Genomic DNA, 25,817 nt, shown 5'->3' with positions numbered 1-25,817 from the left:
TTTAACGATCGCCACTAGGTTGGTGAGACGCTGGGGTTTTATCCACAACAGGTTCTGGGGTTGCCTGAACAGCCGGCTCGACCGGTTGTTTCACCGGTGCAATGACCGGCTGCGCAGCCTGCGGCGTTGCCGTTACAACCGGCTCCGGCACTGCAGCCGGAGAGGATGCTACGGCCGCGGCTTCCGCCGGCGTCACGCCGTCATGAATGGCTTCCGGGTCTGTGACCAGAGGGTTATGGATGGTGTGCGCAGGTTCGGTTTTGGTGCCACTGTCGCCCTGATAAGAGCGTTTCAGCGATTCCGCTGCGTCTTTCAGCTCATCCATTGACGCCTTCAGCTCCGGCGACAAATTCTGCATGCCGGCCTTCTCTACCTTTTTCAGGCTGTCCTGCAGTTCCTGCAGCTTCAGTTCCTGAGAAAGTTCGTTCTGCACCGAAGCCGCAAGCGAACGCAGCGCGCGGATCCAGCCCGAAACTGTTCTTACCGCTACCGGTAACCGTTCTGGCCCAAGTACCACCAGGCCAATCACCAGAACCAGCAGCAGTTCACTAAACCCAATGTCAAACACGGTTTATACCTGCTCTTTGTTCTTCGACTCTTCCGCTTTCACTTCCGGCTGCTTATCGGTAATAGGCTTGGCCGTGAAGTCAGCGTCATCCAGGCTGCTTTTCTCAGCCGTGTTGGTCGGCGGCGTGTTGTCATCGCCGATCGCCTTTTTGAAGCCCTTGATTGATGCACCGAGATCAGACCCCAGAGTACGGAGTTTTTTGGTACCAAACAGCAGCACCACGATCACTGCGATGATCAACAATTGCGTAATACTAATACCGCCCATTGCAATTACCTCTATTTTTACAGGGTTTTTTCAAAATCCGTCGCATTATACGGCAGATTTTACCAGAGTTTCGAATCAATTCAGGTGGTTCGCTTCCAGCCAATCACCCAGGATACGATGCCGGCTGCCATCAGCCATGCGGGAAACACTTCGACGTCCCCCAACAGCAAAATCGTACCGCTTACTAACAGTGTAGCGCCAACGCCGAACAAATAACGTGATTGCCCTTGGCGACCGCGCTGAGCCTGCATCTGGTTGGTGAGCTTATCAACGCTTTGTTGCAACAGCTTATGTTGCTGCAGGCTATCGTAAAATAATTCAGGCAGTTCGGGCAGTTTCTCCGCCCAAAACGGCGCTTTTTCTTTCAGTGCCCGGATCACCGCCGGAATACCGACCTGATCGCGCATCCAACTTTCCAGGAAAGGCTTGGCGGTAGTCCACAAATCCAACTGCGGATAGAGCTGGCGTCCCAGACCTTCAACATACAGCAAGGTCTTCTGCAATAACACCAGTTGGGGTTGTACTTCCATATTGAAACGGCGAGCGGTGTTGAACAGGTTTAACAAGACGTTGCCGAACGAAATTTCCGACAGCGGTTTTTCGAAAATAGGCTCGCACACGGTGCGGATAGCGAATTCGAAATCCTCCACGTTGGTGTCGCGTGGCACCCAGCCTGAATCAACATGCAGCTCTGCCACCTTACGGTAGTCGCGATTGAAGAAGGCGATAAAGTTTTCCGCCAGATAGCGCTTATCATCTTTGTTCAGCGAACCGACAATACCGCAGTCAATGCCGATATAGCAGGGATCTTCAGGATGCTCATAGCTGACAAAGATATTGCCGGGGTGCATGTCCGCATGGAAGAAGCTGTCGCGGAAGACCTGGGTAAAGAACACCTGTACCCCGCGTTCGGCCAACAATTTCATGTTGGTGCCCTGCTTCTCCAACGTAGGAATATCCGAAACCGGAATGCCGTAGATCCGCTCCATCACCAGCACGCTTTCGCGGCAGTAATCGGAATAAACCTCGGGCACATACAGCATCGGACTGCCGTCGAAATTACGGCGCAGTTGAATGGCGTTGGCCGCTTCGCGCAACAGGTTCAGTTCGTCCAGCAAGGTCTTTTCATATTCGCGCACTACTTCACGCGGGCGCAAACGGCGACCGTCTGGCATCAGTTTCGGCACCCAGGCCGCCAGGCGATACATCAGGCGAACGTCGGCCTTGATGATCGGCCCGATATCCGGCCGGATCACCTTCAGCACCACTTCCTGCCCGGTGGTTTTCAGCCGTGCGGTATGGACCTGCGCTATGGATGCCGAAGCCAGCGCCTGTTGGTCAAAATCATCGAACCAGGTTTCCAGTGGGCCGCCCATCGCCAATTCGATATGCTTGCGCGCCAGAGCGCCGTCGAAGGGGGCAACCCTGTCCTGCAGCAACGTCAGTTGATCGGCAATCTGTGGCGGGAACAGGTCACGACGGGTAGACATCATCTGACCAAACTTAATCCATACCGGCCCCAGTTCCTGCAAGGCCAGCCGCAGACGCTCCCCCAGCGGTTTATCCGCGTGGCGGTTTGGCATCCAAAACAGCAGACGTCGGCCAAAGCGCAAAGGCAACGTCAAACGCATCTTGGGGATCAGTTCATCCAGGCCATAACTGAGGAAAACGCGGACGATCAAATACAGGCGGCGTAGTTCGCCAGGGGTCATCGTTTACCCTCCAACTTGTCCATGCGAGCAATCAGCGCTTCAGCACTGCGAACGGTGGCGTCAACTTCCTCGTTAAACCACACCACTTCCAGCGGGCCAGGAGCCACACGCCACTCTTCCGTCAGGGTTTCGGCCACGTAATGCTGTTGACGCTGCAAGCCTTTCTTCAGCAAATTCGCGCCCTTGCCGAACGCCTGAGTGACGCCTTGTGCGGCAATATCGCCGATATAAGGCGCCAGCCATTCCGCCGGATCCCACTCAGCCAGATCAAGCAGGCCAACCAACTGCTGTACCACCTGAATATCACCTTCAACAATCAGCTCGCCACTGCGCATCAAGGGCGAAAGCTGTTGGCGGTCCCGCAGTTTCAACAGTACCGATATGCGGCTGCGCACCGTGCAGTCGGCGGTATCGTCAGACTGACCAAGCACATCGACTCGCTGCTCACTGAAGATCAGCACCAACGGCGAAGCAAGCTCCTGCAACTCTATGCGCAGCACCTTGCCAGCCAGGCGAAGACGGGCTGCCTTCATGCTGCGATCGCGGAACAGCAGGCTATTGAGCGATGTTTCCAGCACGCCGGTCAACAAAGGGGTTAGCAGCATCGGCATGTCCATATCAGAATTTGAAGCCGCGATGCAGGGCAACAATACCGCCGGTCAGGTTAAAATAGGTCACGTTGTCAAACCCGGCTGCGCCCATCATGCCCTTCAGCGTTTCCTGATCGGGATGCATGCGGATCGACTCAGCGAGGTAACGGTAGCTTTCTGGATCCTTTACCACCAGTTCGCCGATTTTCGGCAACACGTGGAAAGAATAAGCGTCGTAAGCCTTGCTCAGCGGGGCTAGCAAGGGTTTGGAGAACTCCAGCACCAACAAACGGCCACCCGGTTTCAACACGCGGAACATGGAGCGCAGTGCCTTGTCTTTGTCGGTGACGTTGCGCAGACCGAAGGAGATAGTGATGCAGTCAAAATAGTTGTCCGGGAACGGCAGCGCTTCGGCGTTGGCCTGCACATAGCTGACGTTGCCGACAATGCCGCGGTCCCGCAGCTTCTCGCGCCCCATTTTCAGCATGGAATCGTTGATGTCCGCCAGCACCACCTGCCCCTGCTCACCGACCATGCGGGAGAACTTGGCGGCCAGATCACCGGTACCACCGGCCAGATCCAACACACGCTGCCCACGGCGCACGCCGCTGCAATCAATGGTAAAACGCTTCCAGATACGGTGGATACCAAACGACATCAGGTCGTTCATCACGTCATACTTTGCCGCTACCGAATGAAAAACGTCTGCCACCATGGCCTGCTTTTCGTCTCGAGCTACGGTGCGAAAACCGAAATCGGTGGTTTCCTGCGGTTGATCTGCCATTGTCCTGCCTGCTATTCAGTCAATTTAGTGTGGTTGAGTGTACCAGAACCCCACGAAATACCCCACCTCGCCGCGGCTGTCATGCCTGCGATGCGGAGCGTGGTTGCTCTGCGGCGTCGTCATCCTCCGCCCCCGGCAGCGCGTCAATGTCATCTTCGCCCGCTGCCTCGAATTCTTCGTCATGCTGTGCGCTGGCCTGCTGGGCCAGCAGCGGGTTGATAGGCCTTTTCACCTCAACCCCCAGCGCGCGGAACCCCTCGGTCTGGCCGATAAGATTACCACGGCCTTCACTCAGTTTGTTCATCGCCTGGCGATAACTCCCTTGAGCCTTGTCCAGGCTCTGCCCAAGCGCCAACATGTCGTCAACGAACAACCGCATTTTGTCATACAGCCGCGCAGCCCGGTCGGCAATGCGTTGAGCATTCTGGCTCTGATGTTCATAGCGCCACAGGTTGGTGATGGTGCGCAGGGCGACCAGCAAGGTGGTTGGGCTCACCAGCATAATGTTGTGCTTGAGCGCTTCGCTAATCAATTCCGGCTCACGGTCTATGGCCAAAAGGAAAGCCGGCTCCACCGGTATAAACATCAACACGTAGTCCAGTGAACGCAGGCCGGGCAACTGCTGATAATCCTTACGACCCAGCAGACGAATATGGCCACGTAGCGAGGCAATATGCTCACTCAGCGCCGCCTCACGCTCCACTTCATCTTCGCTGTTGAAGTAACGTTCATAGGCCACCAGCGACATTTTTGCATCGATCACCACGTCCTTGCCCTGCGGCAGGCGAACAATAACGTCGGGCTGCATCCGACTCTGATGGTCCAGCCGCACGTTGACCTGCGTTTCGTATTCGTGCCCTTCCCGCAGGCCAGAGGCCTCCAGCACCCGACTTAATACCACCTCGCCCCAATTGCCCTGGGTTTTATTATCCCCTTTCAGGGCCTTGGTCAGGTTAATAGCCTCACGCGCCATTTGCGCATTAAGCTGCTGCAGGTTGCGTATTTCGTGGGTCAGCGTATGACGTTCGCGAGCTTCCTGGCCAAAACTGTCCTGCACCTGGCGGCGAAAACCGTCCAGTTGCTCACGCAACGGCAACAGCAGACGATCCAGACTTTGCTTATTTTGCTCATCCACCTTGCGACCGCTGTGTTCAAAAATGCGGTTGGCCAAATTTTCAAACTGGGTGGTGAGACGCTGCTCGCTATTGATCAACAGGCGCTGCTTCTCTTCCGCCGCCATGCGGGTTTCCTCCAGACGGATGGTCACCTCACGCAGCTCGGCTTCTTGGGCGCTGTTCACTTCACGCTGGGCACGCAGTTCCTGGTTCAACAATTCGCACTCGTTGCGCCAGTGATTAAGCTGCTGAAGCTTTTCGTGCCCTGCAGCCAGCTGGCTGTGCAAATTGCGCAGCTCCATATCGTTCTGCCGCATTTGCTGTTCATTGCGCAGGAGCGTCTCTTGCCGGGCTGCCGTTTCCTGCTGCGCCTGTTGCAGCGATTGTTCCAGCAGCCGCAGCTCGGTTTCATGCTGCGCATGGGACTGCTGCACCCTCAGGCTGGCGATTAACCAGCCCAACAGCAGGCCTACCGTCACCCCGCCTATACCGTAAACCAAACTGGTATCCACCCTGCCTCCTGTTACACCTGACCGTTCCGGCGTTTTATCCGCCCGCTGCCCGTCACGTTAAGGGGATGCTGTATGGATGTCCAGCCTGATTTCGTCCCAACGGCGCATTATTGCGAACCGCTGCGCAAGTCAGGCAAAGATTAGCCAAACCACTGGCTTAACCACTTGATGCCAAACGCCCCCGGCGCGAGAATGCCGAACGCCCAGATCATCGCCGAAGTAATATTCGCCACCTGAAAATAACGCTGGGGCATACCGCAAATGCCACCAACCAGCGGGACCACGGCCCGCAACGGACCAAAGAAGCGGCCAATGAAAATGCCCAGCACGCCCCAGCGCTCAAAAAACGCATGGCCGCGCGTCAGCAACTGCGGATTACGCGATAGCGGCCACATGTGCGCCACGCGATCTTGATAGTGGTAGCCAATCCAGTAAGAAAGCCAGTCACCAAAGAAAGCGCCCGCAGCGGCAGCAGCCCAGATAGGCCAAAAGGCAATGCCGCTTTCGCCAATCAGCGCACCCAGCGCCAGCAAGATCACCGTGGCCGGCAACAGCAGCGACAGGAACGCCAGCGATTCGCCAAACGCCAGGAAGAAGATAATCGGGATGGCCCAGCCTTCGTGCTGACGCACGGTCTCGCTGATCCAGTGGATAATGTCATTGAGGCTCAATACGGGCTCCTGATGCGGGATTTACTGCCCCAAGGATACGCAATGCCAGCCGGCGTCGGTTAAACCCCGGCTAAACATCCACGCGGTTTACTCGAGGTAGAACGCCTGTAGCGCTGCTCGCTGGCTTTGCCCCAGCCCGTATTCCGCCTCCAGCCAACGGTCGGTGGAACCGTATTGGTCACGGATGCAACCCAGGGCAGTCATCAGGAACTCTTCTCGGGCGCTAAGCACATAGGCAAACTGCCCCAATGCCGAGTCACTTAAACGAATCGACAGTTGATCCAACATTTGTTCACGGAAGGTCGCCAACGTGGTTTCGGTCAGCAGGTAATCTTCCACCACCGTCGCCTCATCGGCACCCAGTGCGAACAATACCAACGCCGATCCGACCCCCGTACGGTCCTTACCGACTGCACAGTGCTGGACGATAGCACCGTTATCGGTATGGCTCAGCAACTGAGTCAACTGTTGGTAGGCCGGATTGCCGAACGGCAGTCGGCGATATAACTCCAGCATAAACGCCCGCGCATCGAAACCGGCCAGCGTTTCGCTGGTCAGTTTTTCCAGGTTGGCATTAACCTCATTGCTCAACGGGTTGGCAGGAAAATGGTGGTAATCCGCGCCCTGCCACAGGATATCGGGCTTGGCCTGCACTTCATCGGGATCGCGGTAATCCAGTACCGATCGCACCGGCACGCCGGCCAGGAAGGCGCAGTCGTTTTCCGTCAGGCGCTCCAGCGACCCGGAACGGAACAGTAATCCTCGCTTGATGCGACGGCCATCAGCAACGCTGTTACCACCAAGATCGCGAAAGTTAATGCCGCCATCAAGCGGTGCCAATGAAGGATGAAGCAGGATCTGGGCGGTCATAGACGTCCTCGTGTTTATTGTCTGATAAAACGCAACCTGAGAGCCAAGGTAAAACCGGGCTCAACGGGTCAAAGAGGTGGCCAGTTAAGATGGCGCTGATGATGATAACCGTAACAGATTACGGCTGAATGGAAAAACGGACCGCGTGGCGGCCCGTTGAATTGCGGAGGGATTACAGCAGGCGACGCGCCGCATCAACCACGATCTGCACCGCTTTGCTCTCGGTGTTTTTCATGGTTTCCGCGTTCGGAATTTCCTGCTGGGTACGGTTAACGATCACACCGGCAACCATACCGGCACGCAGGCCCTGGCTGGCACACATGGTCAGCAGCGTGGCGGATTCCATTTCATAGTTCATCACGCCCATCGATTGCCATTCTTCCATCGAACCTTTGAAACGGCTAACGACGCGCCCGGAGAAGGTATCGTAACGTTCCTGGCCTGGATAGAAGGTGTCGGAAGACGCGGTTACGCCGATGTGCGTGGTCGCGCCTGCTGCCTTGGCAGCTTCGACCAGGGCGGTAGTACAGGCGAAGTCGGCCACCGCCGGGAACTCCATCGGCGCGAAGTGCAGGCTGGCACCGTCCAGACGAACCGCCGCGGTGGTGACCAGCACGTCACCTACATTGATGTCTGACTGGATCGCACCGGTGGTGCCGATTCGCAGGAAGGTACGAATACCCAGCTGTGCCAGCTCTTCAACCGCGATAGACGTCGAAGGACCGCCGATACCGGTGGAACAGACGATCACTGCCTTGCCGTCCAGCTCTGCACGCCAGGAGGTGAATTCACGATGGGAAGCCAGGTGCACCGGATTTTCCATCAGCTTGGCAATTTTCTCTACGCGCTGCGGATCGCCAGGAACGATGGCAAGCTGGGCCCCTTGTAAATCGTTTTTGGTCAGGCCGAGATGGAAAACGTCAGATTGAGACATACGAGACTCCTCATAGATCATGTTTATTGGGAGGAACAAAAAAGTACTCTACTGAAAATCGCCACGCAATTTCGTGACGGCAATCACTACAGACAAAGAAACAGAATGCAATCTACATAACTCTTGTGACTAAAGTCACAAAAATTAGCAAGAAGGCCCGCCTGATGGCCCCAGTAGCCACCAGTCTAGTCGACAAATCGCACCGCCGGTTTCCCCTGCTACTCGGAGTTTATCAAGGCGGTTTGCCAAAAAATCCCCTATGCAGTCACAGAAAAATAGCCTTGGTTTGTCGGGGACTTAGCCCGAATAAGCGGAACTAACGCACCTTATGGTACTAATGCAGGTCAACTTGCGTAATAGCATGATAAAAAGACAATAAAAACGCGGTAAAGCCGGATATTTAATCGTTTTTTACAGACTTGACTGAAAATGCTCCACTCGATGCCAATAACGGGTAATCTTTCCTATAGTTAATCGCAGCGCTTTTCTCTATTGATTGCACGGAGACCGCAATGAAAACCGATCATGTGATGACATTAAAACAGGCCCAGGGGGGATTCACCCCGGCCGTAACCCCCCTGGCGGCTTCTACCATCCTCACCGACGAGCAGGGCATTCATACCGGGGAAACCACCATTCCTTCTCAGGGTGACAACCTGCCTGCCTATATCGCCAAACCGGCGGACCACAGCGGCCCCTTCCCGGTCGTTCTGGTGGTACAGGAGATATTTGGCGTACATGAACATATTCAGGATGTGTGCCGTCGTCTGGCGAAGCAGGGTTATCTGGCGATAGCGCCGGAGCTGTACTTCCGTCAAGGGGATGCCCGGGAATACACCGATATCAGTGAACTGTTCCAGAATCTGGTGAGCAAGGTGCCGGATCGTCAGGTGCTGGCGGATCTGGATCATGCTGCCCATTGGGCAACGCGCCACGGCGGCGATGCCGGCAAGCTGGCGATTACCGGTTTCTGCTGGGGCGGGCGTATTAGCTGGCTCTATGCCGCGCACAACCCGCAGTTAAAGGCTGCGGTGGCCTGGTACGGTAAGCTGGTGGGTGAAAAAACGCTGAATTCGCCAAAACACCCGGTCGACGTTGCGACACAGCTGACGGCACCGGTGCTGGGACTTTACGGCGGCCAGGACAGCAGCATCCCGCTGGAGACGGTGGAAAGCATGCGTCAGGCGATCCGCGCCGCCAACGCCAATGCCGAGATCGTGGTGTATCCCGAGGCCGGCCATGCCTTCAATGCCGACTACCGGCCCAGCTACAACGCCGAAGCGGCAGAGGATGGCTGGCAACGTATGCTGGCTTGGTTCGCGCAGCACGGAGTGCCAGGCGTCAAATAGCCTCTCGTCTTAAGGCTGCCCGATCGGCAGTCATTTTCGATATGAAAAAGGGCGCCGAAGCGCCCAGAATAATCTACACCCAAATGTCGCTATCAGACCTGCTGTTCACGCAGGCGCTGTGCGGCCAGCACCATGTTGGTCAGCGACTGACGGGTTTCCGGCCAGCCGCGGGTTTTCAGGCCGCAGTCCGGGTTCACCCACAGGCGCTCAGCCGGGATGTTCTGCGCAGCTTTGCGCAGCAGCGCTTCGATCCATTCCACGCTTGGCACGTTCGGCGAGTGGATGTCATACACGCCCGGGCCAATCTCATTCGGGTACTCAAACTCTTTGAAGGCTTCCAGCAGATCCATATCAGAACGCGAGGTTTCGATGGTGATCACGTCGGCATCCAGCGCCGCGATGGAGTCCATAATGTCGTTGAACTCGCAATAACACATGTGAGTGTGGATCTGCGTGTCGTCTTGCGCGACAGCGGCGTTCAGTTTGAAAGCCTCCACCGCCCAGTTCAGATAGGCAGCCCAGTCGGATCGACGCAGCGGCAAACCTTCGCGCAGTGCAGGCTCATCAATCTGGATAATGCCGATACCGGCTTTTTCCAGATCTTCCACTTCGTCGCGCAGCGCCAGGGCAATCTGTTTGGCGATCACTTCGCGGGTCACATCTTCACGCGGGAACGACCAGCAGAGAATGGTGACCGGACCGGTCAGCATACCTTTTACCGGCTTGTCGGTCAGCGACTGAGCATACTTCGCCCACTCGACGGTGATGGCTTCAGGGCGACTGATATCGCCAATGATCACCGGCGGTTTTACGCAGCGGGAACCGTAGCTCTGTACCCAGCCGTTTTGAGTGAACACGAAGCCGTCGAGGTTTTCACCAAAATATTCCACCATGTCGTTACGCTCGGCTTCGCCGTGCACCAACACGTCCAGCCCCAGGCGTTCTTGTTCAACGATCGCCTGTTTGATGTGTTCGCTAATGCTGGTGCGGTAGTTATTGCCGTCCAAACGCCCCTGCTTGAAGTCCAGGCGCAGGCCGCGAATTTCCGTGGTTTGCGGGAAAGACCCTATCGTGGTGGTCGGCCAGGCCGGCAGGTTAAAGCGCGCACGCTGTGCCTGAGCACGCTCGGCATAAGGACGCTGACGTTCGCTGTCCTGCGCGGTAATCGCCGCCAGGCGTTGGCTTACCTGCGCATTATGCACGCGGCTGGACTGGCGACGAGCGCGGATTGGTGCGCTATAGGCGTCCAGTTCGGCCTGCTTTTCTGCGCTCGGTGCGTTCAGCGCCGCGCTCAACAGGGCCACTTCGGCGCATTTTTGCAAAGCAAAGGCGAACCAGCTTTGCACCTCTTCGTCCAGGCGAGTTTCCACGCTCAGATCGATAGGGCTGTGCAGCAGTGAACAGGAAGTGCCGATCCACAGTGGGCGGCTGCCGACCAACGGCTGCAGGCGTTCAAACCAACTGCTCAGATCCGCACGCCAGACGTTGCGACCATTGATGACGCCCAGAGACAGCAGCCACTCTGTTGGCAGCGCCTTGTTCAATGCGTCGATATCGTCATGACCGGCAACCAGATCAACGTGCAGCCCCTGAACCGGTAGCTCGCGGACGGTGTCGAGATTATGGCCCACGCTGTCGAAGTAGGTGGTCAGCAGCAGTTTTACCTGACCTTGCAGCGCTTCGTAAGCCGGCTTGAAGGCGTTCAGCCATTCCTGCGGCAATTCCAGCACCAGTGCTGGCTCGTCAATTTGTACCCACTCCACGCCGCGTTGCGCCAATTCAGCCAGCACCTGCTGGTAAACCGGCAGGATGTCTTTCAGCAGCGACAAACGGTCAAACGCTTCGCCTTTCACTTTACCCAGCCACAGATAGGTCACCGGCCCCAGCAACACCGGCTTGATTTTGTGGCCCAGAGCCAGCGCTTCGTCCACTTCTTCCAGCAGTTGGGTCCACCCCAGTTTGAACTGCTGGCCTTTGTGAAATTCAGGCACCATGTAGTGGTAGTTGGTGTTAAACCATTTGGTCATTTCTGCCGCCGCTGCCGGTTTTCCGGTTGGTGCGCGACCACGGCCGATGCGGAATAGCGTGTCCAGATCGATTGAGCCATCCGCATTCTGATGGCGTGCCGGCACGTTGCCCAGCAGCAGGCTGGTGGTCAATACATGGTCGTACCAAGCGAAATCGCCGACCGGCACCAAATCCACTCCGGCCTGCTGTTGTTGTTGCCAATGGCGAGCGCGCAGCTCGCGGCCAACCGCCAACAGTTCTTCCTGCGTTGAGTTACCAGCCCAGTAGCTTTCCTGAGCTTTTTTCAGTTCACGTCTTAGCCCAACGCGAGGAAAACCCAGTGTGTGATTTAAAATTGCCATCGTCATATTCCCCATTTAGCCGTCCAGATGTTTACACATCCATAATCCGCAGGTACTGTATTAACCACAAGCGCAATTTATTCACTGTCACTGTGAAGGACTCTCATGATCGAACTGAAACACTTACGGACGCTGCAGGCGCTGCGCAATACCGGCTCGCTGGCGGCCGCGGCGGCCCAACTCCATCAGACGCAGTCTGCTCTGTCGCATCAGTTCAGCGATCTGGAGCAGCGTCTGGGCTTCAAGCTGTTCGTTCGCAAAAGCCAGCCGCTGCGCTTTACCGCGCAGGGAGAGATCCTGTTGCAGTTGGCAGAACAGGTACTGCCGCAAATCCAGCACGCGCTGCAGGCGTGTCACGAACCTCATCAGGCCACGTTGCGCATCGCCATTGAATGCCACAGCTGCATTCAATGGCTGACGCCCGCGCTGGACAACTTCCGTCAGAGTTGGCCGCAGGTGATCATGGACTTCAAATCCGGCGTGACCTTTGATCCGCAGCCGGCGCTGCAACAGGGTGAACTGGATCTGGTGCTGACCTCCGACATTCTGCCGCGCAGTGGGCTGCACTATTCACCGATGTTTGATTTCGAAGTACGACTGGTGCTGGCGCCGGATCATCCATTGGCCAGCAAGCTGCACATTGAGCCTGAAGATTTGATTGACGAAACGCTGATGATTTACCCGGTACAGCGTCAGAGACTGGATATCTGGCGCCATTTCCTGCAGCCCGCAGGCATCAGCCCGGCGCTGAAAAACGTGGATAACACCCTGTTGCTGATCCAGATGGTATCGGCCCGCATGGGGATCGCGGCGTTGCCGCACTGGGTGGTGGAAAGTTTTGAACGCCAGGGGTTAGTGGTGACCAAAACCCTGGGGGATGGGCTTTGGAGCCGCCTGTACGCGGCGGTACGCGACGGTGAACAACGCCAGGCCGTCACCGAAGCCTTTATCCGCTCGGCTCGGCAACATGCCTGCAACCATCTGCCATTCGTGCGTGATGCTGCACGCCCAAGCGCCGGTGTCGCCAGCGTCAAACCGCTGGCTTCGCAACCCTGAATATCAGGGCAGCTCGCGCTTGGGCTGCCCGTTTATTTGCTGACTATTTTAGGCGCCACCCAACGGCGATGCACCCACAGCGAAGCGACAATGACCGCCCCGCCGATAATGAAACTTGGCCAATGCGGCTGTTGCTGCCAGATGGCCAGATTAACCAACAGTCCTGCCGGCACATGCATGTTATTCATGATGCCCAAAGTACCGGCATCCACCTGCGTTGCGCCGTAGTTCCACATGAAATAACCCAGCCCGGAAGCCACTACGCCCAGCCAGACCAGAATGCCCCACTGCAGGTTAGTGGTTGGCAGCTGCTGCGGATTGCCCCACAGGCACCAGGCGACCACCGCCACGACCAAGGCCCCCAGATAGAACCAGGAAAATGCGGTGTGTTGCGGCAGCGGATGCACTTCCATCAACCGTTTGTAACCGACCATGCCGATGGCAAAGCTGATGTTCGCCGCCTGCACCAGCAACAGCCCCCACCAAAAATGCTCGCTCAATTGATGATATCGAATAATCGCAGCGCCCAGCACTGCCAATAGCGCACTGAACACATAACCCCAGCGCAGGCGCTGTCCGCTGATCAAGTCATAAATCAGCGTAACGTACAGCGGCGTCAGCACGGTAAACAGCAGGAATTCCGGCACCGTCAGGTACATGTACGCGCGGAAGCTGAACAGATACATGATGCCAAGCTGGCAAGCACCCACCAGCATGTACAACAGGATCACTTTTGGCTTGATGTTGCGCCAGCGCAGGAAAGGCAGGAACACCGCCGCCGCCAGGCCGATGCGCATCAGCACCGAGAACCAGCTGTCGACCTGGCCCGCCAGGTATTCGCCAATCAGGCTGAAAGAAAATGCCCACAGGATGGTAGTAATCACCAGAAGCAGCACGATGGGTTCACCCTAAAGATTCAGAAAGGGCGATTGTAACGGAAGGCAGAAAGGGGTGTAGTGAAAAGAAGGTTTACATCTGAGCAAAATACAAACTTTCAGCAAATTTGCATCGCTGGGTTAGGCTTAATAAAAGACGAGGAGAACATCATGAAAAGTTATCATCTGCTCTATGGCCTGTTGCTGCTGTCCGGATTGGCCACCGCGGCCAACGGCGTCACCGAGCTCAGCTCGCAACAGCAGTTTCTCAACCAACGCACTCAACAGGCGCAGCAACAGCGCATGCTGAATAATCAGCAGCTGGATCAGCGCCGCCTGCAACAGCAGCGGCAGTTCGATAATAACCAGCAACAACTGCAGCAAACGGCGCCAAACGGTGGGAAGTTGTTACCCAACGGCAACCAGCCGCGCAGCCCATTTAACCGCACAGCACCTGCAGTCCCCCAGGCACCGCTGCCGGCTAGCCCCGCACGCCCATGATGGTCAGGATCAATGGCGTAGTCACTGCTGCCAGCACGGTGGACATCACCAGGCTGGTGGCGGCAGGCCCGGTCAATACGTTGAACTGGCGTGACATCAGGTAAACATTGACCCCGACCGCCATCGAACCCAGCAACACCACCACCCGGGTTTCCATCGGCGGCAGGTCCATCATCCAGGCCAGTAGCCAGATGATCAGCGGTTGAACAATCAGCTTGAGGAAACAGATGCCGCTGCTGAGGCGCCAGCCTTCGCTGATGCGATACTCCGCCAGCCCCATACCCAGCACCACCAGCGACAGCGGTGCGGCAACCTGACCAAGCATGCTGACCGGCTGGTCGACAAACGTCGGCAGCGGCAAGCCGCTCAGGCTGAACAGCGTGCCGGAAAGAATGCCGATAATCAGCGGATTGGTCAGCACGCTACGCGCTGTTTTGATAAAGCCCTGCAGCGTCGGCGAACCATTGCGCGCCCATTCGATGGAGATAGTCACCAGCGTCCAGAGGATCAGGCCGTTAAACACCAACACCAAGGCCACCGATGGGATTGCCGCCTCGCCAAGCATGACGCTGGCGATGGGCAGGCCCAGCATCACGTTATTGGAGAAAATTCCACCCAACGCGAAAACCGATCCCGCCACTCCATCCAGTTTAAACACCCGACGCGCGGTGATGCGACCGATCACGAACACAATCAGGCAACTGCCGAAAAAGGCGATCAACAGGCGGGCATCTACCGCTGGACGCTGCGAAAAGTCGCACATCATGCGGAACAACATGGCGGGGAGAGCCAAAGAGAAGACAAAACGCGTTAAACCGTCGGTGATGGTCGCTGGCCATTTACCCCAGCGGATAAGCCCATATCCCAACACGATCAGAACAAATAGCGGCAAAGACAGCGCTATTTGATGCCATAACGAACCCATAAAAACAGACATCACATCCCTTCCGTTAGCGCGGCGGCAAAGGACTGACGTCGCAAAATTCAACAGGCGCCGACGGCTTTCTCACGGACGCAGCAAACTGCGTCCGTGGCAACGGGATCACGCGTTGGGAAAGTCCGGGCCGATCAAATCTATCCGGTCAGTGCAAATGCAGTCAACGCCCCAGTTCAACAACAAGCGCGCACGCGCCGGCTGGTTAACGGTATAAACCAGGATGCGCAGCCCTGCGGCTTTCAGCGCCGACACCCGTTCGGCCGTCAGTTCTTTATGGTTGATGTGCAACGAAACGCAGCCCAATCGTTCGGTCAGCGCCTGCCAGTTGTCGTCCCACTGATCCAGCAACAGGCCGCGCGGGAGTTCCGGCACCGTACGCTGCGCCGCCTCAAGCGCCTCAATCGAGAAAGAAGAGAGCAGCGGATCGGTCTGCCCTTGCCACAGCAAACGTGCGGCTAGCGCCACGACACGACCGGTTTCATCATCGCTGCCGGTGGTAGGCTTGATTTCAATGTTCGCCATCATGCCGTGCTGCTGGCAACGCTCCGCCACTTCGGCCAACAGCGGTAAACGTTCGCCCTTGTAAGCGGAGTTATACCAGTTGCCGGCATCCAGCTGTACCAGCTTGTCCCACGGCAGCTCACCCGCCACGCCCCAGCCGTTGCTGGTGCGATCCAGGGTATCGTCGTGCAACAGAAATATTTGCCCGTCCTGCGCCAGCTTGGCGTCGAACTCAATCATTTTATGACCGTGCCGTGCGCCGACATCGATCGCCGCCAGGGTATTTTCCGGTGCCAGAGAACCGCCGCCGCGGTGGGCGACGATGTGGGGGTAAGGCCAGGCTGTGGTCATGATTCCATCCGTAATCCGCTATCGGTATCAAAAAAGTGCAGCGCCTGTGCAGGCAACTGCAAATATAGCGTGCTGCCCGCCGTCGGCATAGTTTCATGCGACAAACGCGCAATCACGCCGTGACCGCCCCACTGCCCATGCGCCAGGTTATCTGCGCCCAATAACTCCAGCGTTTGCAGCGCCAAGGGCACGCCCCCTTGCTCGGAGGAGGTCAGTTGAAGATGTTCCGGGCGGATGCCAAGCGTCAACCGGCGACCGCCCCACTGCGCTTTGGGTTGCGGTAAATTCAGCGTCATCCCCTCTGCCAGTTGCAGTTGGCTGCCGTCGGCGCTCAACGTGCCGGGCAACAGGTTCATCGCCGGCGAACCGATAAAGCTGGCGACGAACAGCGACGCCGGGCGCTGATAGACCTCACTGGGGGTGCCAATTTGCTCTGCCACGCCTTTGTTCATGACAATCACCCGCTGTGCCAACGTCATCGCCTCCACCTGATCGTGGGTCACGTACAGGCTGGTGGTTTTCAGCCGGCGATGCAGTTGTTGCAGTTCCAGGCGCATTTGGACGCGCAGCTTGGCATCCAGATTCGACAGCGGTTCATCAAACAGGAATACCGCCGGCTCGCGCACGATAGCGCGCCCCATCGCCACCCGTTGGCGTTGGCCGCCGGAAAGCTCGCGCGGCTTGCGTTGCAACAACGGCTCCAGCTCTAAAATGCGCGCGGCTTCCTCCACCCGCTGTTGAATATGCTGTTTGCCGAAGCCGCGAATTTTCAGTCCATAGGCCATGTTGTCGTATACGCTCATGTGCGGATACAGCGCATAGTTCTGGAACACCATCGCGATACCGCGATCTTTCGGCTCCATATCCGTTACGCGTTGACTGTCGATATAAATATCGCCGCTGGTGGTGCGTTCCAGCCCGGCCACCATGCGCAACAGCGTCGATTTACCGCAGCCGGACGGGCCGACCATCACGATAAATTCGCCGTCCGCCACGTCGAGGTCAATTTGCTTGATCACCGGCGTTTTACCGTCGTAAGACTTGGTGACTGCCTGTAGTTTTAAACCTGCCATGTGAAAATTTCTCTCGTTACTTTTCGCTATCAACCAGGCCGCGTACAAACCAGCGCTGCATCAGAAGAACCACCGTCAGCGGTGGAATTAAAGTCAGAATCATCGCCGCCATCACCTGATTCCACTGGGTCGGCGCGCCGGAGGTGGAGATCATGCTCTTGATACCCGCCACTGCGGTGCCCATCGAGGCATCGCTGGTGATCAGAATCGGCCACAGGTACTGGTTCCAGCCGTAGATAAAGGTGATGACAAACAGCGCCGCCAGATTGGTCTTCGACAGCGGCAGCACGATATCCCAGAAAAAACGCATCGGGCCGGCGCCGTCAATCCGCGCCGCTTCCAGCAGTTCGTCCGGTAACGTCATAAAGAACTGGCGCAGCAGGAAGGTGGCGGTCGCCGACGCCATCAGCGGCAACGTCAGGCCGGTGTAGCTGTCCAGCAGGTTGAGGTTGGAGATAACCTCCACCGTCGGGAAAATACGCACCTCAACCGGCAACATCAGGGTGAGGAATATCAGCCAGAAGAACAGGCTACGCAGCGGGAAACGGAAATAAACGATGGCATAGGCGGACAACACCGACACCACAATCTTGCCGAAGGTGATGGCCAGCGCCATCACCACGCTGTTCAGCAGCAGCAGCGAAAACGGCACCTTAAGGTTGCCCACGCCACCCTGCCAAATATTGCTGATGTTTTCCCACAGGTGACCGCCGGGGATCAGGGTCATCGGCACCTGAAACACCTGTTTGTCGTCCAGCGTAGCCGCCACAAAGGCCACGTACAGCGGGAACAGCACCACCAGCACGCCGATAATCAGCATTACGTGGCTGAAAATGTCCAGCCCGCGTCGGTTCTCAATCATTGGTAACGCACCTTACGTTCGACAAAACGGAACTGGATCACCGTCAGGCCAATCACCAGCAACATCAGGATCACCGACTGTGCCGCGGAGCTGGACAGATCCAGACCGGCAAAGCCTTCACGGTAAATCTTGTAGATCAGCGTGGTGGTGGACTGTACCGGTCCGCCGCCGGTCGCAGCATCGATCACCGGGAAGGTATCGAAGAAGGCGTACACCAGATTCACCACCAGCAGGAAGAAGCTCACCGGCGTGATTAACGGCAGCACCAGATTGAAGAAACGCCGTACCGGGCCGGCACCGTCAATGGCCGCTGCCTCAACCAGAGAGCGTGGAATTGACTGCAACGCGGCCAGGAAAAACAGGAAGTTATAGCTGATTTGCTGCCATACCGAGGCCAGCACCACCAGGAACATCGCCTGCCCGCTGTTTTGCGCGTGGTTCCAGCTGTAACCCAGTCCGTTGAGGAAGTGGGTAATCAGCCCCAGGCCGGGGTTGAACAGGAAAATCCACAGCACCGCCGCCACCGCGGGCGCCACGGCGTAAGGCAGGATCATCAGCGTCTGGTAGATCCGGCTGCCGCGCAGCACGTAATCCACTAACGCGGCGAAGAACAGCGACACGACCAGCCCGATACCCGCCACCAGGAAACTGAAAATCAGCGTGGTGTAAAACGAGTCCAGGTAGTAAGGGTCGTGGAACAGTTGGGTAAAGTTGTCCAGCCCGACAAACTGGCTGGACAGGCCAAACGGGTCGAGGCTTTGCACCGAATACCACAGCGCCTCACCGGCGGGCCACAGAAAGAATATTGCGGTAATCAGCAACTGTGGCAGCACTAAAACATAGGGCAGCCAACTGCAGCCGAAACCGGGACGATGTGAACTCATCATTAGGGACTCATGAAGACAAAAAACGGGTGACTCGAAGCAGGGCGTCGCGAGCAAAGCCAGTCTGGGTGCGGACAGCGCACAGCTCCCGGAGTGGACATAAAGTCCATGAGGAGAGCGAGCACTGCCCAATCCCAGAATGGCAAAGCGCAGTAGCTGCTATTACTTAGTCTGAGACTCGAAGCGACGCAGCAACACATCACCGCGCTGTACGGCGGCATCCAATGCCTGCTGTGGCGTTTTCTTACCGGTCCACACGCCCTCCAGCTCTTCATCCACGACGGTGCGAATCTGCGGCATATTGCCCAAACGCAGCCCCTTGGTGAACGGCAATGGCGGCTTGTTCAGCATTTGACGCGTCGCCACGTCCGCCCCTGGGTTCTTGTCATAGAACCCCTGTTGTTTGGTCAGGTCGTACGCTGCGGTGGTGATCGGCAGATAACCGGTCTTCTGGTGCCACTCGGCGGCGATTTCCGGCTGTGCCAGATACTGCAGGAACTCGGCTACACCTTTATAGGTGGCGGCATCTTTACCGTTCATCACCCACAGGCTGGCGCCCCCGATAATGGCGTTCTGCGGTGCATTTTTGGCATCGGCGTCATACGGCATCATGCCCACGCCATAGTTGAATTTGGCGTAATGCTTGATGTCCGCCAGCGAGCCGGATGAAGCGGTGGTAATCGCACAGTCACCGCTGTAGAACTTCTCGGTGGATTCGTCTTTACGGCCGAAATAGGTGAAGTCACCTTTTTTGTTCATCTCTTCCAGCAGTTGGATATGCTTGACCTGCAACGGCTTGTTGAACTCCAGCTTGGCGCTCGCGCCACCAAAGCCATTGTTTTCCGTGGCGAATGGCACGCCGTGCCAGGCGCTGAAGTTCTCCAGTTGGATCCAGCCCTGCCAGCCGCTGGCATAGCCGCATTTCATGCCGGCTTCACGCAGTTTGGCGGTGTCCGCCGCCAGCTCCTGCCAGGTTTTTGGCGGCTGGTCTGGGTTCAAACCGGCTTTCTTGAAGGCATCTTTGTTGTAATACAGCACCGGGGTGGAGCTGTTGAACGGCTGCGACAGCAGGTGTCCGCTTTTGTTGTCGGTGTAGTAACCGGACACCGTAGGCACGAATACCGATTCGTCAAAGCTGATGCCCGCGTCTTTAAACACTTCGTACACCGGCTTGATCGCCTTGCTGGCCATCATGGTGGCCGTACCCACTTCATACACCTGCAGGATCGCCGGCGCTTTACCGGAGCGATAGGCCGCGATGCCCGCCGCCAGACTTTGTTCGTAGTTGCCTTTATAAACCGGAACAATTTTGACGTCGGTGTGCGACTGGTTAAAGCGGTCCGCCAGGGAATCCACTTCTTTACCCAGTTCGCCCTCCATCGAATGCCAGAACGGGATCTCGGTCGCCGCCAGTGCCTGAGTGCTGACCGCCAGGGTCAACGCGACGCACAGCGTGGTTTTGCGAATAGCGTAGGTGAGCATGCCTAACTCCTGAAAAAGCTGGTGTATCCCCTGCATCTTTCACGCCGCAGCCGTGTTGGTTTCCCGCCATCACCTCAGTCATTTACCTATGTAAACTCCTGAGGATTCTGGCGGTCACCGCCTTGCTGCTACGTGAAATCTATTGGGGCAATAAGCGCGTGAGCGAAAAGAATCAGTTTTTTGTTCGGAAGCTAACATGCCATGCTCGGATGACAGAAAAATAACCGTTAGATGACAGCCATATGACGGAAGAGTGAAGTGCAGATTGCGGTTTGATGTCGGCGACGGGGAAAGATCCCCGCCGCCGTGAGGATCACAGTGAACGGCGCAGGCGGGCAACCGCTTCCTGCATTTGCTGTTCAGTGGCGGTGGCGAACGACAGGCGGAAGGTAGAACGGTCCGGATTGTCTGAGAAGAAGTATTCTCCCGGCACAAACACCACGCCCTGCTGCAGGGTGGTTTTCAGCCATTCGGTGGCGTTGAACGGCTGACGGAAACGCGCCCACAGGAACATGCCGCCTTTCGGCATATCGAAGCTGATATGGTCACCCAGCTCTTTTTCCACCAGCCCGGCCAGGATCTCACCCTTTTGTTTGTAAGCCGCGCGGATCTTTTCGATCTGCGCCGGCAGGCGATCCAGCCCCAGGTAACACTCTACGATGCTCTGCGACAATGCGCTGGCATGCAGATCCGCCGCCTGCTTGATGATTGCCACTTTATGCAGCAAAAACGGCGGCAGGATAGCCCAGCCCAGACGCAACCCCGGAGCCAGGATCTTGGAGAAGGTCGAGGTATAGATAATGTTATCGGTATGGCCCAGCACCTGCTGCGAAACCTGGTGCAGCGTCGCGTTACGCTCGTCGGTAAAACGCAGTTCGCCGTACGGATCATCCTCGATGATCAGGAAATTGTGCTCGGCCGCCAGCTTGACCAACAGTTCGCGACGCGGGGCGCTCAGGGTAATGCCGCTTGGGTTGCCGAAGTTCGGCACCACATACACGCCCTTGATGCGCTGCGTTTTCAACAGCTCGGCCAGTTCTTCGACCACCATGCCATCGCTGTCGGACGATACCGACATGATGTTGGCTTCCGCCAGTTCCAGCGTCTGCAACGCCGCCAGGTAGGTCGGACGTTCCACCACGAACACGTCGCCCGGGTTCACAATGGCGCGCATCACCAGATCCAGCGCCTGCTGGGAGCCGGCCGTGACCATCACTTCATCGGCGGTGGCGGTGACGCCGCGTTCGGCACACAGCTCGCAGATGCGTTCACGCAGCACCGGGCTGCCTTCGGTCAGACCGTACTGAAAAGCGCTTTTCGGCTGTTCGGTGATCGCCTGATGAGTGGCGATGCTCAGCCCTTCGAAATCAAACAGGGCATCAGAGGGGATGCCGCCCGCCAGCGAAATGACGTTTTCCATCTTACTGTGCTTGAGCAATTCACGGATTGCCGAGCTTTTTACTTTTACGATGCGCTGCGCGAGTAACCCTTCTGTGTTCATTTCTTATTCTTCTCGTAATCGTTAAAAATGTTGTAGGGGTCCGATACGCTGCGCCCGAGTCGCTCGGGGCGAAGATATTCGCCCCCTACCGCTTCGACGGGTATTTCAACCGCCCAGATACGCCGACCTAACTGCTTCGTTTGCTAACAATTCGGCCCCCGTATCTTCCAACACCACGCGCCCGTTTTCCAGTACATAACCGCGATCTGCCAGTTTCAGCGCCTGATTGGCGTTTTGTTCGACCAGGAAGATGGTCATGCCCTCTTCACGCAGCTGTTGAATGATGTCAAAAATCTGCTGAATGATGATCGGCGCCAGCCCCAGAGAGGGCTCGTCGAGCAACAACAGCTTCGGCTGGCTCATCAGTGCACGGCCTATCGCCAACATCTGTTGCTCTCCGCCGGACATGGTGCCCGAGCGCTGTGTACGGCGTTCCAGCAGGCGCGGAAACAGGCCAAACACCCTTTCGATGCGCTGTTGATATTGGTGACGGTCGGCAAAGAAACCGCCCATCGCCAGGTTCTCCTCCACCGTCATGCGCGAGAATACCCGCCGGCCTTCCGGGACGATCGCCACCGCTTCGCGCATGATGCGCGACGTCTGCCACTGGGTAATGTCCTGATCGAGAAAGGTGATGCTGCCTTCGCTGGCGCGGGGTTCACCGCACAGCGTGCCGAGCAGCGTGGTTTTACCGGCGCCGTTAGCGCCGATCAGAGTGACAATCTCGCCCTGCTTTATGTTCAGGCTAACCTGATGCAGCGCCTGGATTTTGCCGTAATGGGCGGATACCTGATTAAATGACAACATAAATTATTCGCCCAGATAGGCCCGGATCACGTCCGGGTTGTTACGGATTTCTGCCGGGGTGCCCTGCGCCAACGGCGTGCCCTGGTTCACCACGTAGATACGATCGGAGATGCCCATCACCAGTTTCATGTCGTGCTCGATCAGCAGCACTGACACCTTATGCTGATTGCGCAATTCGACGATCAGGTGATCCAGCTCGTCGGTTTCCTTTGGGTTCAGGCCCGCCGCCGGCTCGTCCAGCATCAGTAATTCCGGCCGGGTGACCATGCAGCGCGCAATCTCCAGCCGCCGTTGCTGGCCGTAAGCCAGATTACCCGCCGAACGGTTCGCCATCTCCAACAGGCCCACCCGTTGCAGCCAAACCGAGGCACGCTCCAGCGCATCGGCTTCGGCACGGCGGAAGGCCGGCGTTTTCAGCAGCCCGGCGAACACGCCGCTTTTCAGATGCTGATGCTGTGCGACCAACAGGTTTTCGATCACCGTCATCTCGCGAAACAGCCGTACGTGCTGGAAAGTCCGCACCACGCCCATCCGGGCGATGGCCTGGCCGGGCAACCCTTCCAGATGGCGCTCACGCAGTTTGATGGTGCCGCTGGTCGGACGGTAAAAGCCGGTCAGGCAGTTAAACACCGTGGTTTTTCCGGCACCGTTCGGGCCGATCAGCGAGACAATCTCGCCCTCGTTGAGCGTCAGCGCCACGTTATTGACCGCCAGCAGGCCGCCGAAACGCATCGACAGCCCTTCGACCTTCAGCAAAGGTTGCATGCTCATACTTGCTCCCCCTTGCCTGCTTGCATATCCGCCGCCTTCAGTTTTAGCTGTGGCCGCTTCATCGGCAGCAGCCCCTGCGGCCGCCAAATCATCATCAATACCATTAAGGCACCCAGCAACAGCATGCTGTATTCGTTCAGGTCACGCATCAATTCGCGCGACACCACCAGCAGGATCGCCGCCAGGATCACCGCGAACTGCGATCCCATGCCGCCCAAGACCACGATCGCCAACACGAAGGCCGACTCGACAAAGGTGAAGGATTCCGGGCTGACGAAGCCCTGGCGCGCAGCGAACAGCGTGCCGGCAAAACCGGCGAAGGCGGCGCTGATGGTAAAAGCGGTCAGTTTGATTCTGGTCGGATTAAGCCCCAGCGAACGGCAGGCGATTTCATCTTCGCGCAAGGCTTCCCAGGCACGGCCCAGCGGCATGCGCAGCAGGCGGTTGATCACAAACAGCGTCAGCACCACCAGCAACAACGCCACCAGGTACAAAAAGACAATGCGATCGCTCGGATCATATTTCAGGCCAAAGAAGTTATGGAAGGTATCCCAGCCGCCGTCACGCGCGCTGCGGTTGAACTCCAGGCCGAAAAAGGTTGGTTTCGGGATCTGGCTGATGCCGTTCGGCCCGCCGGTGATCTCGGTATTGTTCAACAACAGGATGCGCACGATCTCACCGAACCCCAGCGTGACAATCGCCAGATAATCGCCGCGCAGGCGCAGCACCGGGAACCCGAGCAGAAAACCGAAGAGGGCGGTGACCATACCCGCCAGCGGCAGGCTCTCCCAGAAACCCAGGCCGTAATAATGGTTCAGCAGTGCGTAAGTGTAAGCGCCAATCGCATAGAAACCGCCGTAGCCCAATACCAGCAAACCGGACAGCCCCACCACCACGTTCAGGCCCAGGCCCAACATCACGTAGATCAACGTCAGCGTGGCGATATCTACCGAGCCGCGTGAGACCAGAAATGGCCAGGCAACCGCGGCGATAATGATCGCTGCGGCCAACAGCTTCTGCCGGGCGGTCGTGCCATCGAAGCTCGGTAATACCCAGGCCGGGCCTGAGATTTTTTTCAGCCCGTGCTGCATCAGCGGGCGCAGCAGTTGGAAGAAAAACACGATGACGCAGCCGATGCCGATCCACATCCAGCGCACTTCCGCTGCGCCGTGCACCACCAGTTTGGTACCGTCCAGGCTCAGCTGCATGCCCATCAGGAATGAAGCCATCACAAACAGCACCAGGGTGGCGATCAGCGCGTTGAGCAAATTGAGTTTCATACCTTCTCAACCTCCGGACGCCCAAGGATGCCGGTAGGCATGATCAGCAGCACCACAATCAGCAGCGCGAACGACACCACGTCTTTATATTCGGTACTCAGGTAAGCCGAAGTCAACGCCTCTGCCACCCCCAATACCAGGCCGCCAATCATCGCGCCGGGGATGCTGCCGATGCCGCCCAACACCGCCGCGGTGAAGGCCTTCATGCCGGCCATAAAGCCGATATAGGGGTTAATCACTCCGTAGAATTGCCCGAGCAGTACGCCGGCGACCGCCGCCATCACCGCACCGATCACAAAGGTCAGCGAGATAACCCGGTCGGTATTGATGCCCAGCAGGCTGGCCATCTTCAAATCCTCCGCACAGGCGCGGCAGGCGCGGCCCATACGTGAATAACGAATAAACATCGTCAACGCCAGCATCGCCAGGAAAGTGACTACCCAGATAATCAGCTGCATGGTGCTGATAGTGGCGGCAAAGCCGTTGCTTTCCCCCAGCACCCATTGCCCGGTGACCAGGCTTGGCAACGCCAGGTCGCGCGAGCCCTGGGTCAGGCTGACGTAGTTTTGCAGGAATATCGACATCCCTATGGCGGAAATCAGCGCGATCAGGCGTTTGGAGTTGCGTACCGGCTTGTAGGCCACCCGCTCGATGCTCCAGCCGTAAGCGCTGGCGATCACGATCGATACCAGGAAAGCCGCGCCAATCAGCAGCCAACCGACGTCGATGCCGATCATCATCAGGGCGGCGATAACAATAAAGGAGACATAGCTGCCGATCATATACACCTCGCCGTGGGCGAAGTTGATCATGCCGATGATGCCGTAGACCATGGTGTAACCGATGGCGATCAATGCATAGGTGCTGCCCAACGTGACGCCGTTGAACATTTGCTGCAGAAAATAGAGAACCTGCTCAGACATACTCTAACCCTTGGCTGTGCTTTCTATACCCATCACACTTGAAGCTGCATTTGTGTTGGCTGCACTCATTCACCCGAATCGTTCCCTTGCCGCCTTGATGCAACTTCAATTTATTTTGGGTAAAGCAAACCTGAAATGACAATCATTAAAAACGCTTATACCCAATGGATTTCGCGTTGCAGCTAGGCGGCAAGCGGGTAAATCCCCAGGAGCTTAGTAAACTAAGTGACTGGGGTGCACCCGTGAAGCCAACAACGCTGCAACGTGAAAGA

The 25,817-nt window shown here is 57.2% G+C and carries 25 protein-coding genes; 3 read left to right on the top strand and 22 right to left on the bottom strand.

The features are described 5' to 3' along the window. Position 1 precedes the first annotated feature (1 nt). The 9 genes from tatB to udp all read right to left on the bottom strand — a co-directional run bounded on the left by tatB (position 2) and on the right by udp (position 8,023). Positions 2-568, bottom strand: coding sequence for a Sec-independent protein translocase protein TatB (gene tatB / locus H0S68_RS01185; protein WP_046374709.1), 567 nt, complete (start codon positions 566-568; stop codon positions 2-4). A 3-nt stretch (positions 569-571) separates the two neighbouring features. Continuing rightward, positions 572-835 (bottom strand): Sec-independent protein translocase subunit TatA, encoded by a 264-nt coding sequence (tatA, locus tag H0S68_RS01180; protein WP_020824842.1) that lies wholly within the window; start codon positions 833-835, stop codon positions 572-574. Between the two features lie 80 nt (positions 836-915). Then, entirely contained in the window at positions 916-2,547 is a 1,632-nt protein-coding gene (ubiB, locus tag H0S68_RS01175) for a ubiquinone biosynthesis regulatory protein kinase UbiB (RefSeq protein ID WP_259220048.1), read from the bottom strand. Then, entirely contained in the window at positions 2,544-3,152 is a 609-nt protein-coding gene (locus H0S68_RS01170) for an SCP2 domain-containing protein (protein ID WP_020824840.1), read from the bottom strand. The genes ubiB and H0S68_RS01170 overlap by 4 nt, the downstream gene beginning before the upstream one ends. A gap of 13 nt (positions 3,153-3,165) precedes the next feature. Beyond that, positions 3,166-3,921: a bifunctional demethylmenaquinone methyltransferase/2-methoxy-6-polyprenyl-1,4-benzoquinol methylase UbiE gene (gene ubiE, locus H0S68_RS01165; RefSeq protein ID WP_020824839.1), complete on the bottom strand. Its 756-nt coding sequence runs from the start codon at positions 3,919-3,921 to the stop codon at positions 3,166-3,168. A 79-nt stretch (positions 3,922-4,000) separates the two neighbouring features. Then, the gene (gene rmuC / locus H0S68_RS01160; protein WP_201895834.1) at positions 4,001-5,548 is read right to left on the bottom strand and encodes a DNA recombination protein RmuC; all 1,548 of its coding nucleotides are present in this window, start codon (positions 5,546-5,548) and stop codon (positions 4,001-4,003) included. 140 nt (positions 5,549-5,688) lie between these two features. Then, positions 5,689-6,219 carry a DedA family protein gene (locus tag H0S68_RS01155; protein WP_020824837.1) on the bottom strand — a complete coding sequence of 177 codons (531 nt, stop codon included), beginning with the start codon at positions 6,217-6,219 and terminating at the stop codon, positions 5,689-5,691. Between the two features lie 87 nt (positions 6,220-6,306). Further along, positions 6,307-7,089: a tyrosine-protein phosphatase gene (locus tag H0S68_RS01150; protein ID WP_046374711.1), complete on the bottom strand. Its 783-nt coding sequence runs from the start codon at positions 7,087-7,089 to the stop codon at positions 6,307-6,309. Positions 7,090-7,261: 172 nt separating this feature from the next. Next, positions 7,262-8,023 carry a uridine phosphorylase gene (gene udp, locus H0S68_RS01145; protein WP_020824835.1) on the bottom strand — a complete coding sequence of 254 codons (762 nt, stop codon included), beginning with the start codon at positions 8,021-8,023 and terminating at the stop codon, positions 7,262-7,264. 512 nt (positions 8,024-8,535) lie between these two features. On the opposite strand from udp, the gene H0S68_RS01140 reads away from it, so the two are divergent. Continuing rightward, positions 8,536-9,372, top strand: a complete 837-nt coding sequence (locus H0S68_RS01140) for a dienelactone hydrolase family protein (protein ID WP_128864856.1) — start codon at positions 8,536-8,538, stop codon at positions 9,370-9,372. A gap of 92 nt (positions 9,373-9,464) precedes the next feature. Here H0S68_RS01140 and metE read toward each other — a convergent pair whose 3' ends face one another. Next, the gene (gene metE / locus H0S68_RS01135; RefSeq protein WP_410529101.1) at positions 9,465-11,756 is read right to left on the bottom strand and encodes a 5-methyltetrahydropteroyltriglutamate--homocysteine S-methyltransferase; all 2,292 of its coding nucleotides are present in this window, start codon (positions 11,754-11,756) and stop codon (positions 9,465-9,467) included. Between the two features lie 90 nt (positions 11,757-11,846). Between metE and metR the strand changes: the two genes are divergently transcribed. Further along, entirely contained in the window at positions 11,847-12,797 is a 951-nt protein-coding gene (gene metR, locus H0S68_RS01130) for an HTH-type transcriptional regulator MetR (protein WP_020824832.1), read from the top strand. 32 nt (positions 12,798-12,829) lie between these two features. On the opposite strand, the gene H0S68_RS01125 is transcribed toward metR, so the two are convergent. Then, complete coding sequence (locus tag H0S68_RS01125) at positions 12,830-13,693, bottom strand: carboxylate/amino acid/amine transporter (protein ID WP_020824831.1); 864 nt, start codon at positions 13,691-13,693, stop codon at positions 12,830-12,832. Positions 13,694-13,843: 150 nt separating this feature from the next. On the opposite strand from H0S68_RS01125, the gene H0S68_RS01120 reads away from it, so the two are divergent. Then, entirely contained in the window at positions 13,844-14,173 is a 330-nt protein-coding gene (locus tag H0S68_RS01120) for a hypothetical protein (RefSeq protein WP_020824830.1), read from the top strand. Here the strand turns inward: H0S68_RS01120 and H0S68_RS01115 are convergent. From H0S68_RS01115 to livH, 11 genes are all read right to left on the bottom strand, one after another. Next, positions 14,154-15,110 carry an AEC family transporter gene (locus tag H0S68_RS01115; protein WP_142816108.1) on the bottom strand — a complete coding sequence of 319 codons (957 nt, stop codon included), beginning with the start codon at positions 15,108-15,110 and terminating at the stop codon, positions 14,154-14,156. The two genes, H0S68_RS01120 and H0S68_RS01115, sit on opposite strands and share 20 nt — an antisense overlap. A gap of 105 nt (positions 15,111-15,215) precedes the next feature. Then, a complete protein-coding gene (ugpQ, locus tag H0S68_RS01110) occupies positions 15,216-15,962 on the bottom strand; it encodes a glycerophosphodiester phosphodiesterase (RefSeq protein ID WP_048762269.1) in 747 nt (248 codons plus the stop codon). Continuing rightward, positions 15,959-17,035, bottom strand: coding sequence for a sn-glycerol-3-phosphate import ATP-binding protein UgpC (locus H0S68_RS01105; protein WP_201895838.1), 1,077 nt, complete (start codon positions 17,033-17,035; stop codon positions 15,959-15,961). Before H0S68_RS01105 ends, ugpQ begins: the two co-directional genes overlap by 4 nt. Before the next feature lie 16 nt (positions 17,036-17,051). Continuing rightward, positions 17,052-17,897, bottom strand: coding sequence for a sn-glycerol-3-phosphate ABC transporter permease UgpE (gene ugpE / locus H0S68_RS01100; protein ID WP_020824827.1), 846 nt, complete (start codon positions 17,895-17,897; stop codon positions 17,052-17,054). Continuing rightward, positions 17,894-18,781, bottom strand: coding sequence for a sn-glycerol-3-phosphate ABC transporter permease UgpA (ugpA, locus tag H0S68_RS01095; protein ID WP_041415156.1), 888 nt, complete (start codon positions 18,779-18,781; stop codon positions 17,894-17,896). The genes ugpE and ugpA overlap by 4 nt, the downstream gene beginning before the upstream one ends. Positions 18,782-18,943: 162 nt before the next feature. Beyond that, the gene (gene ugpB / locus H0S68_RS01090) at positions 18,944-20,263 is read right to left on the bottom strand and encodes a sn-glycerol-3-phosphate ABC transporter substrate-binding protein UgpB (RefSeq protein ID WP_020824825.1); all 1,320 of its coding nucleotides are present in this window, start codon (positions 20,261-20,263) and stop codon (positions 18,944-18,946) included. A 313-nt stretch (positions 20,264-20,576) separates the two neighbouring features. Continuing rightward, a complete protein-coding gene (locus tag H0S68_RS01085; protein WP_048762265.1) occupies positions 20,577-21,764 on the bottom strand; it encodes a PLP-dependent aminotransferase family protein in 1,188 nt (395 codons plus the stop codon). A 105-nt stretch (positions 21,765-21,869) separates the two neighbouring features. Then, positions 21,870-22,571 (bottom strand): high-affinity branched-chain amino acid ABC transporter ATP-binding protein LivF, encoded by a 702-nt coding sequence (livF, locus tag H0S68_RS01080; protein ID WP_020824823.1) that lies wholly within the window; start codon positions 22,569-22,571, stop codon positions 21,870-21,872. 3 nt (positions 22,572-22,574) lie between these two features. Further along, positions 22,575-23,342: a high-affinity branched-chain amino acid ABC transporter ATP-binding protein LivG gene (gene livG, locus H0S68_RS01075; protein ID WP_020824822.1), complete on the bottom strand. Its 768-nt coding sequence runs from the start codon at positions 23,340-23,342 to the stop codon at positions 22,575-22,577. Then, positions 23,339-24,622, bottom strand: coding sequence for a high-affinity branched-chain amino acid ABC transporter permease LivM (locus H0S68_RS01070; protein ID WP_020824821.1), 1,284 nt, complete (start codon positions 24,620-24,622; stop codon positions 23,339-23,341). Before H0S68_RS01070 ends, livG begins: the two co-directional genes overlap by 4 nt. Continuing rightward, positions 24,619-25,545, bottom strand: a complete 927-nt coding sequence (livH, locus tag H0S68_RS01065) for a high-affinity branched-chain amino acid ABC transporter permease LivH (protein WP_020824820.1) — start codon at positions 25,543-25,545, stop codon at positions 24,619-24,621. The genes H0S68_RS01070 and livH overlap by 4 nt, the downstream gene beginning before the upstream one ends. Positions 25,546-25,817 lie beyond the last annotated feature (272 nt).

Source organism: Serratia sp. AXJ-M (assembly GCF_046531865.1).
GTDB lineage: Bacteria > Pseudomonadota > Gammaproteobacteria > Enterobacterales > Enterobacteriaceae > Serratia > Serratia liquefaciens.
Note: the sequence above shows the minus strand (reverse complement) of the source record. Positions and strands in the feature narration are given on the sequence as shown.

Bases quoted from the DNA above. Each gene is read 5' to 3' on its own strand.
- tatA (WP_020824842.1), bottom strand. From the start codon at position 835: ATGGGCGGTATTAGTATTACGCAATTGTTGATCATCGCAGTGATCGTG.
- ubiB (WP_259220048.1), bottom strand. From the start codon at position 2,547: ATGACCCCTGGCGAACTACGCCGCCTGTATTTGATCGTCCGCGTTTTC.
- H0S68_RS01170 (WP_020824840.1), bottom strand. From the start codon at position 3,152: ATGCTGCTAACCCCTTTGTTGACCGGCGTGCTGGAAACATCGCTCAAT.
- ubiE (WP_020824839.1), bottom strand. From the start codon at position 3,921: ATGGCAGATCAACCGCAGGAAACCACCGATTTCGGTTTTCGCACCGTA.
- H0S68_RS01150 (WP_046374711.1), bottom strand. From the start codon at position 7,089: ATGACCGCCCAGATCCTGCTTCATCCTTCATTGGCACCGCTTGATGGC.
- udp (WP_020824835.1), bottom strand. From the start codon at position 8,023: ATGTCTCAATCTGACGTTTTCCATCTCGGCCTGACCAAAAACGATTTA.
- H0S68_RS01140 (WP_128864856.1), top strand. From the start codon at position 8,536: ATGAAAACCGATCATGTGATGACATTAAAACAGGCCCAGGGGGGATTC.
- metE (WP_410529101.1), bottom strand. From the start codon at position 11,756: ATGGGGAATATGACGATGGCAATTTTAAATCACACACTGGGTTTTCCT.
- metR (WP_020824832.1), top strand. From the start codon at position 11,847: ATGATCGAACTGAAACACTTACGGACGCTGCAGGCGCTGCGCAATACC.
- H0S68_RS01120 (WP_020824830.1), top strand. From the start codon at position 13,844: ATGAAAAGTTATCATCTGCTCTATGGCCTGTTGCTGCTGTCCGGATTG.
- H0S68_RS01115 (WP_142816108.1), bottom strand. From the start codon at position 15,110: ATGTCTGTTTTTATGGGTTCGTTATGGCATCAAATAGCGCTGTCTTTG.
- ugpQ (WP_048762269.1), bottom strand. From the start codon at position 15,962: ATGACCACAGCCTGGCCTTACCCCCACATCGTCGCCCACCGCGGCGGC.
- H0S68_RS01105 (WP_201895838.1), bottom strand. From the start codon at position 17,035: ATGGCAGGTTTAAAACTACAGGCAGTCACCAAGTCTTACGACGGTAAA.
- ugpE (WP_020824827.1), bottom strand. From the start codon at position 17,897: ATGATTGAGAACCGACGCGGGCTGGACATTTTCAGCCACGTAATGCTG.
- ugpA (WP_041415156.1), bottom strand. From the start codon at position 18,781: ATGAGTTCACATCGTCCCGGTTTCGGCTGCAGTTGGCTGCCCTATGTT.
- ugpB (WP_020824825.1), bottom strand. From the start codon at position 20,263: ATGCTCACCTACGCTATTCGCAAAACCACGCTGTGCGTCGCGTTGACC.
- H0S68_RS01085 (WP_048762265.1), bottom strand. From the start codon at position 21,764: ATGAACACAGAAGGGTTACTCGCGCAGCGCATCGTAAAAGTAAAAAGC.
- livF (WP_020824823.1), bottom strand. From the start codon at position 22,571: ATGTTGTCATTTAATCAGGTATCCGCCCATTACGGCAAAATCCAGGCG.
- livG (WP_020824822.1), bottom strand. From the start codon at position 23,342: ATGAGCATGCAACCTTTGCTGAAGGTCGAAGGGCTGTCGATGCGTTTC.
- H0S68_RS01070 (WP_020824821.1), bottom strand. From the start codon at position 24,622: ATGAAACTCAATTTGCTCAACGCGCTGATCGCCACCCTGGTGCTGTTT.
- livH (WP_020824820.1), bottom strand. From the start codon at position 25,545: ATGTCTGAGCAGGTTCTCTATTTTCTGCAGCAAATGTTCAACGGCGTC.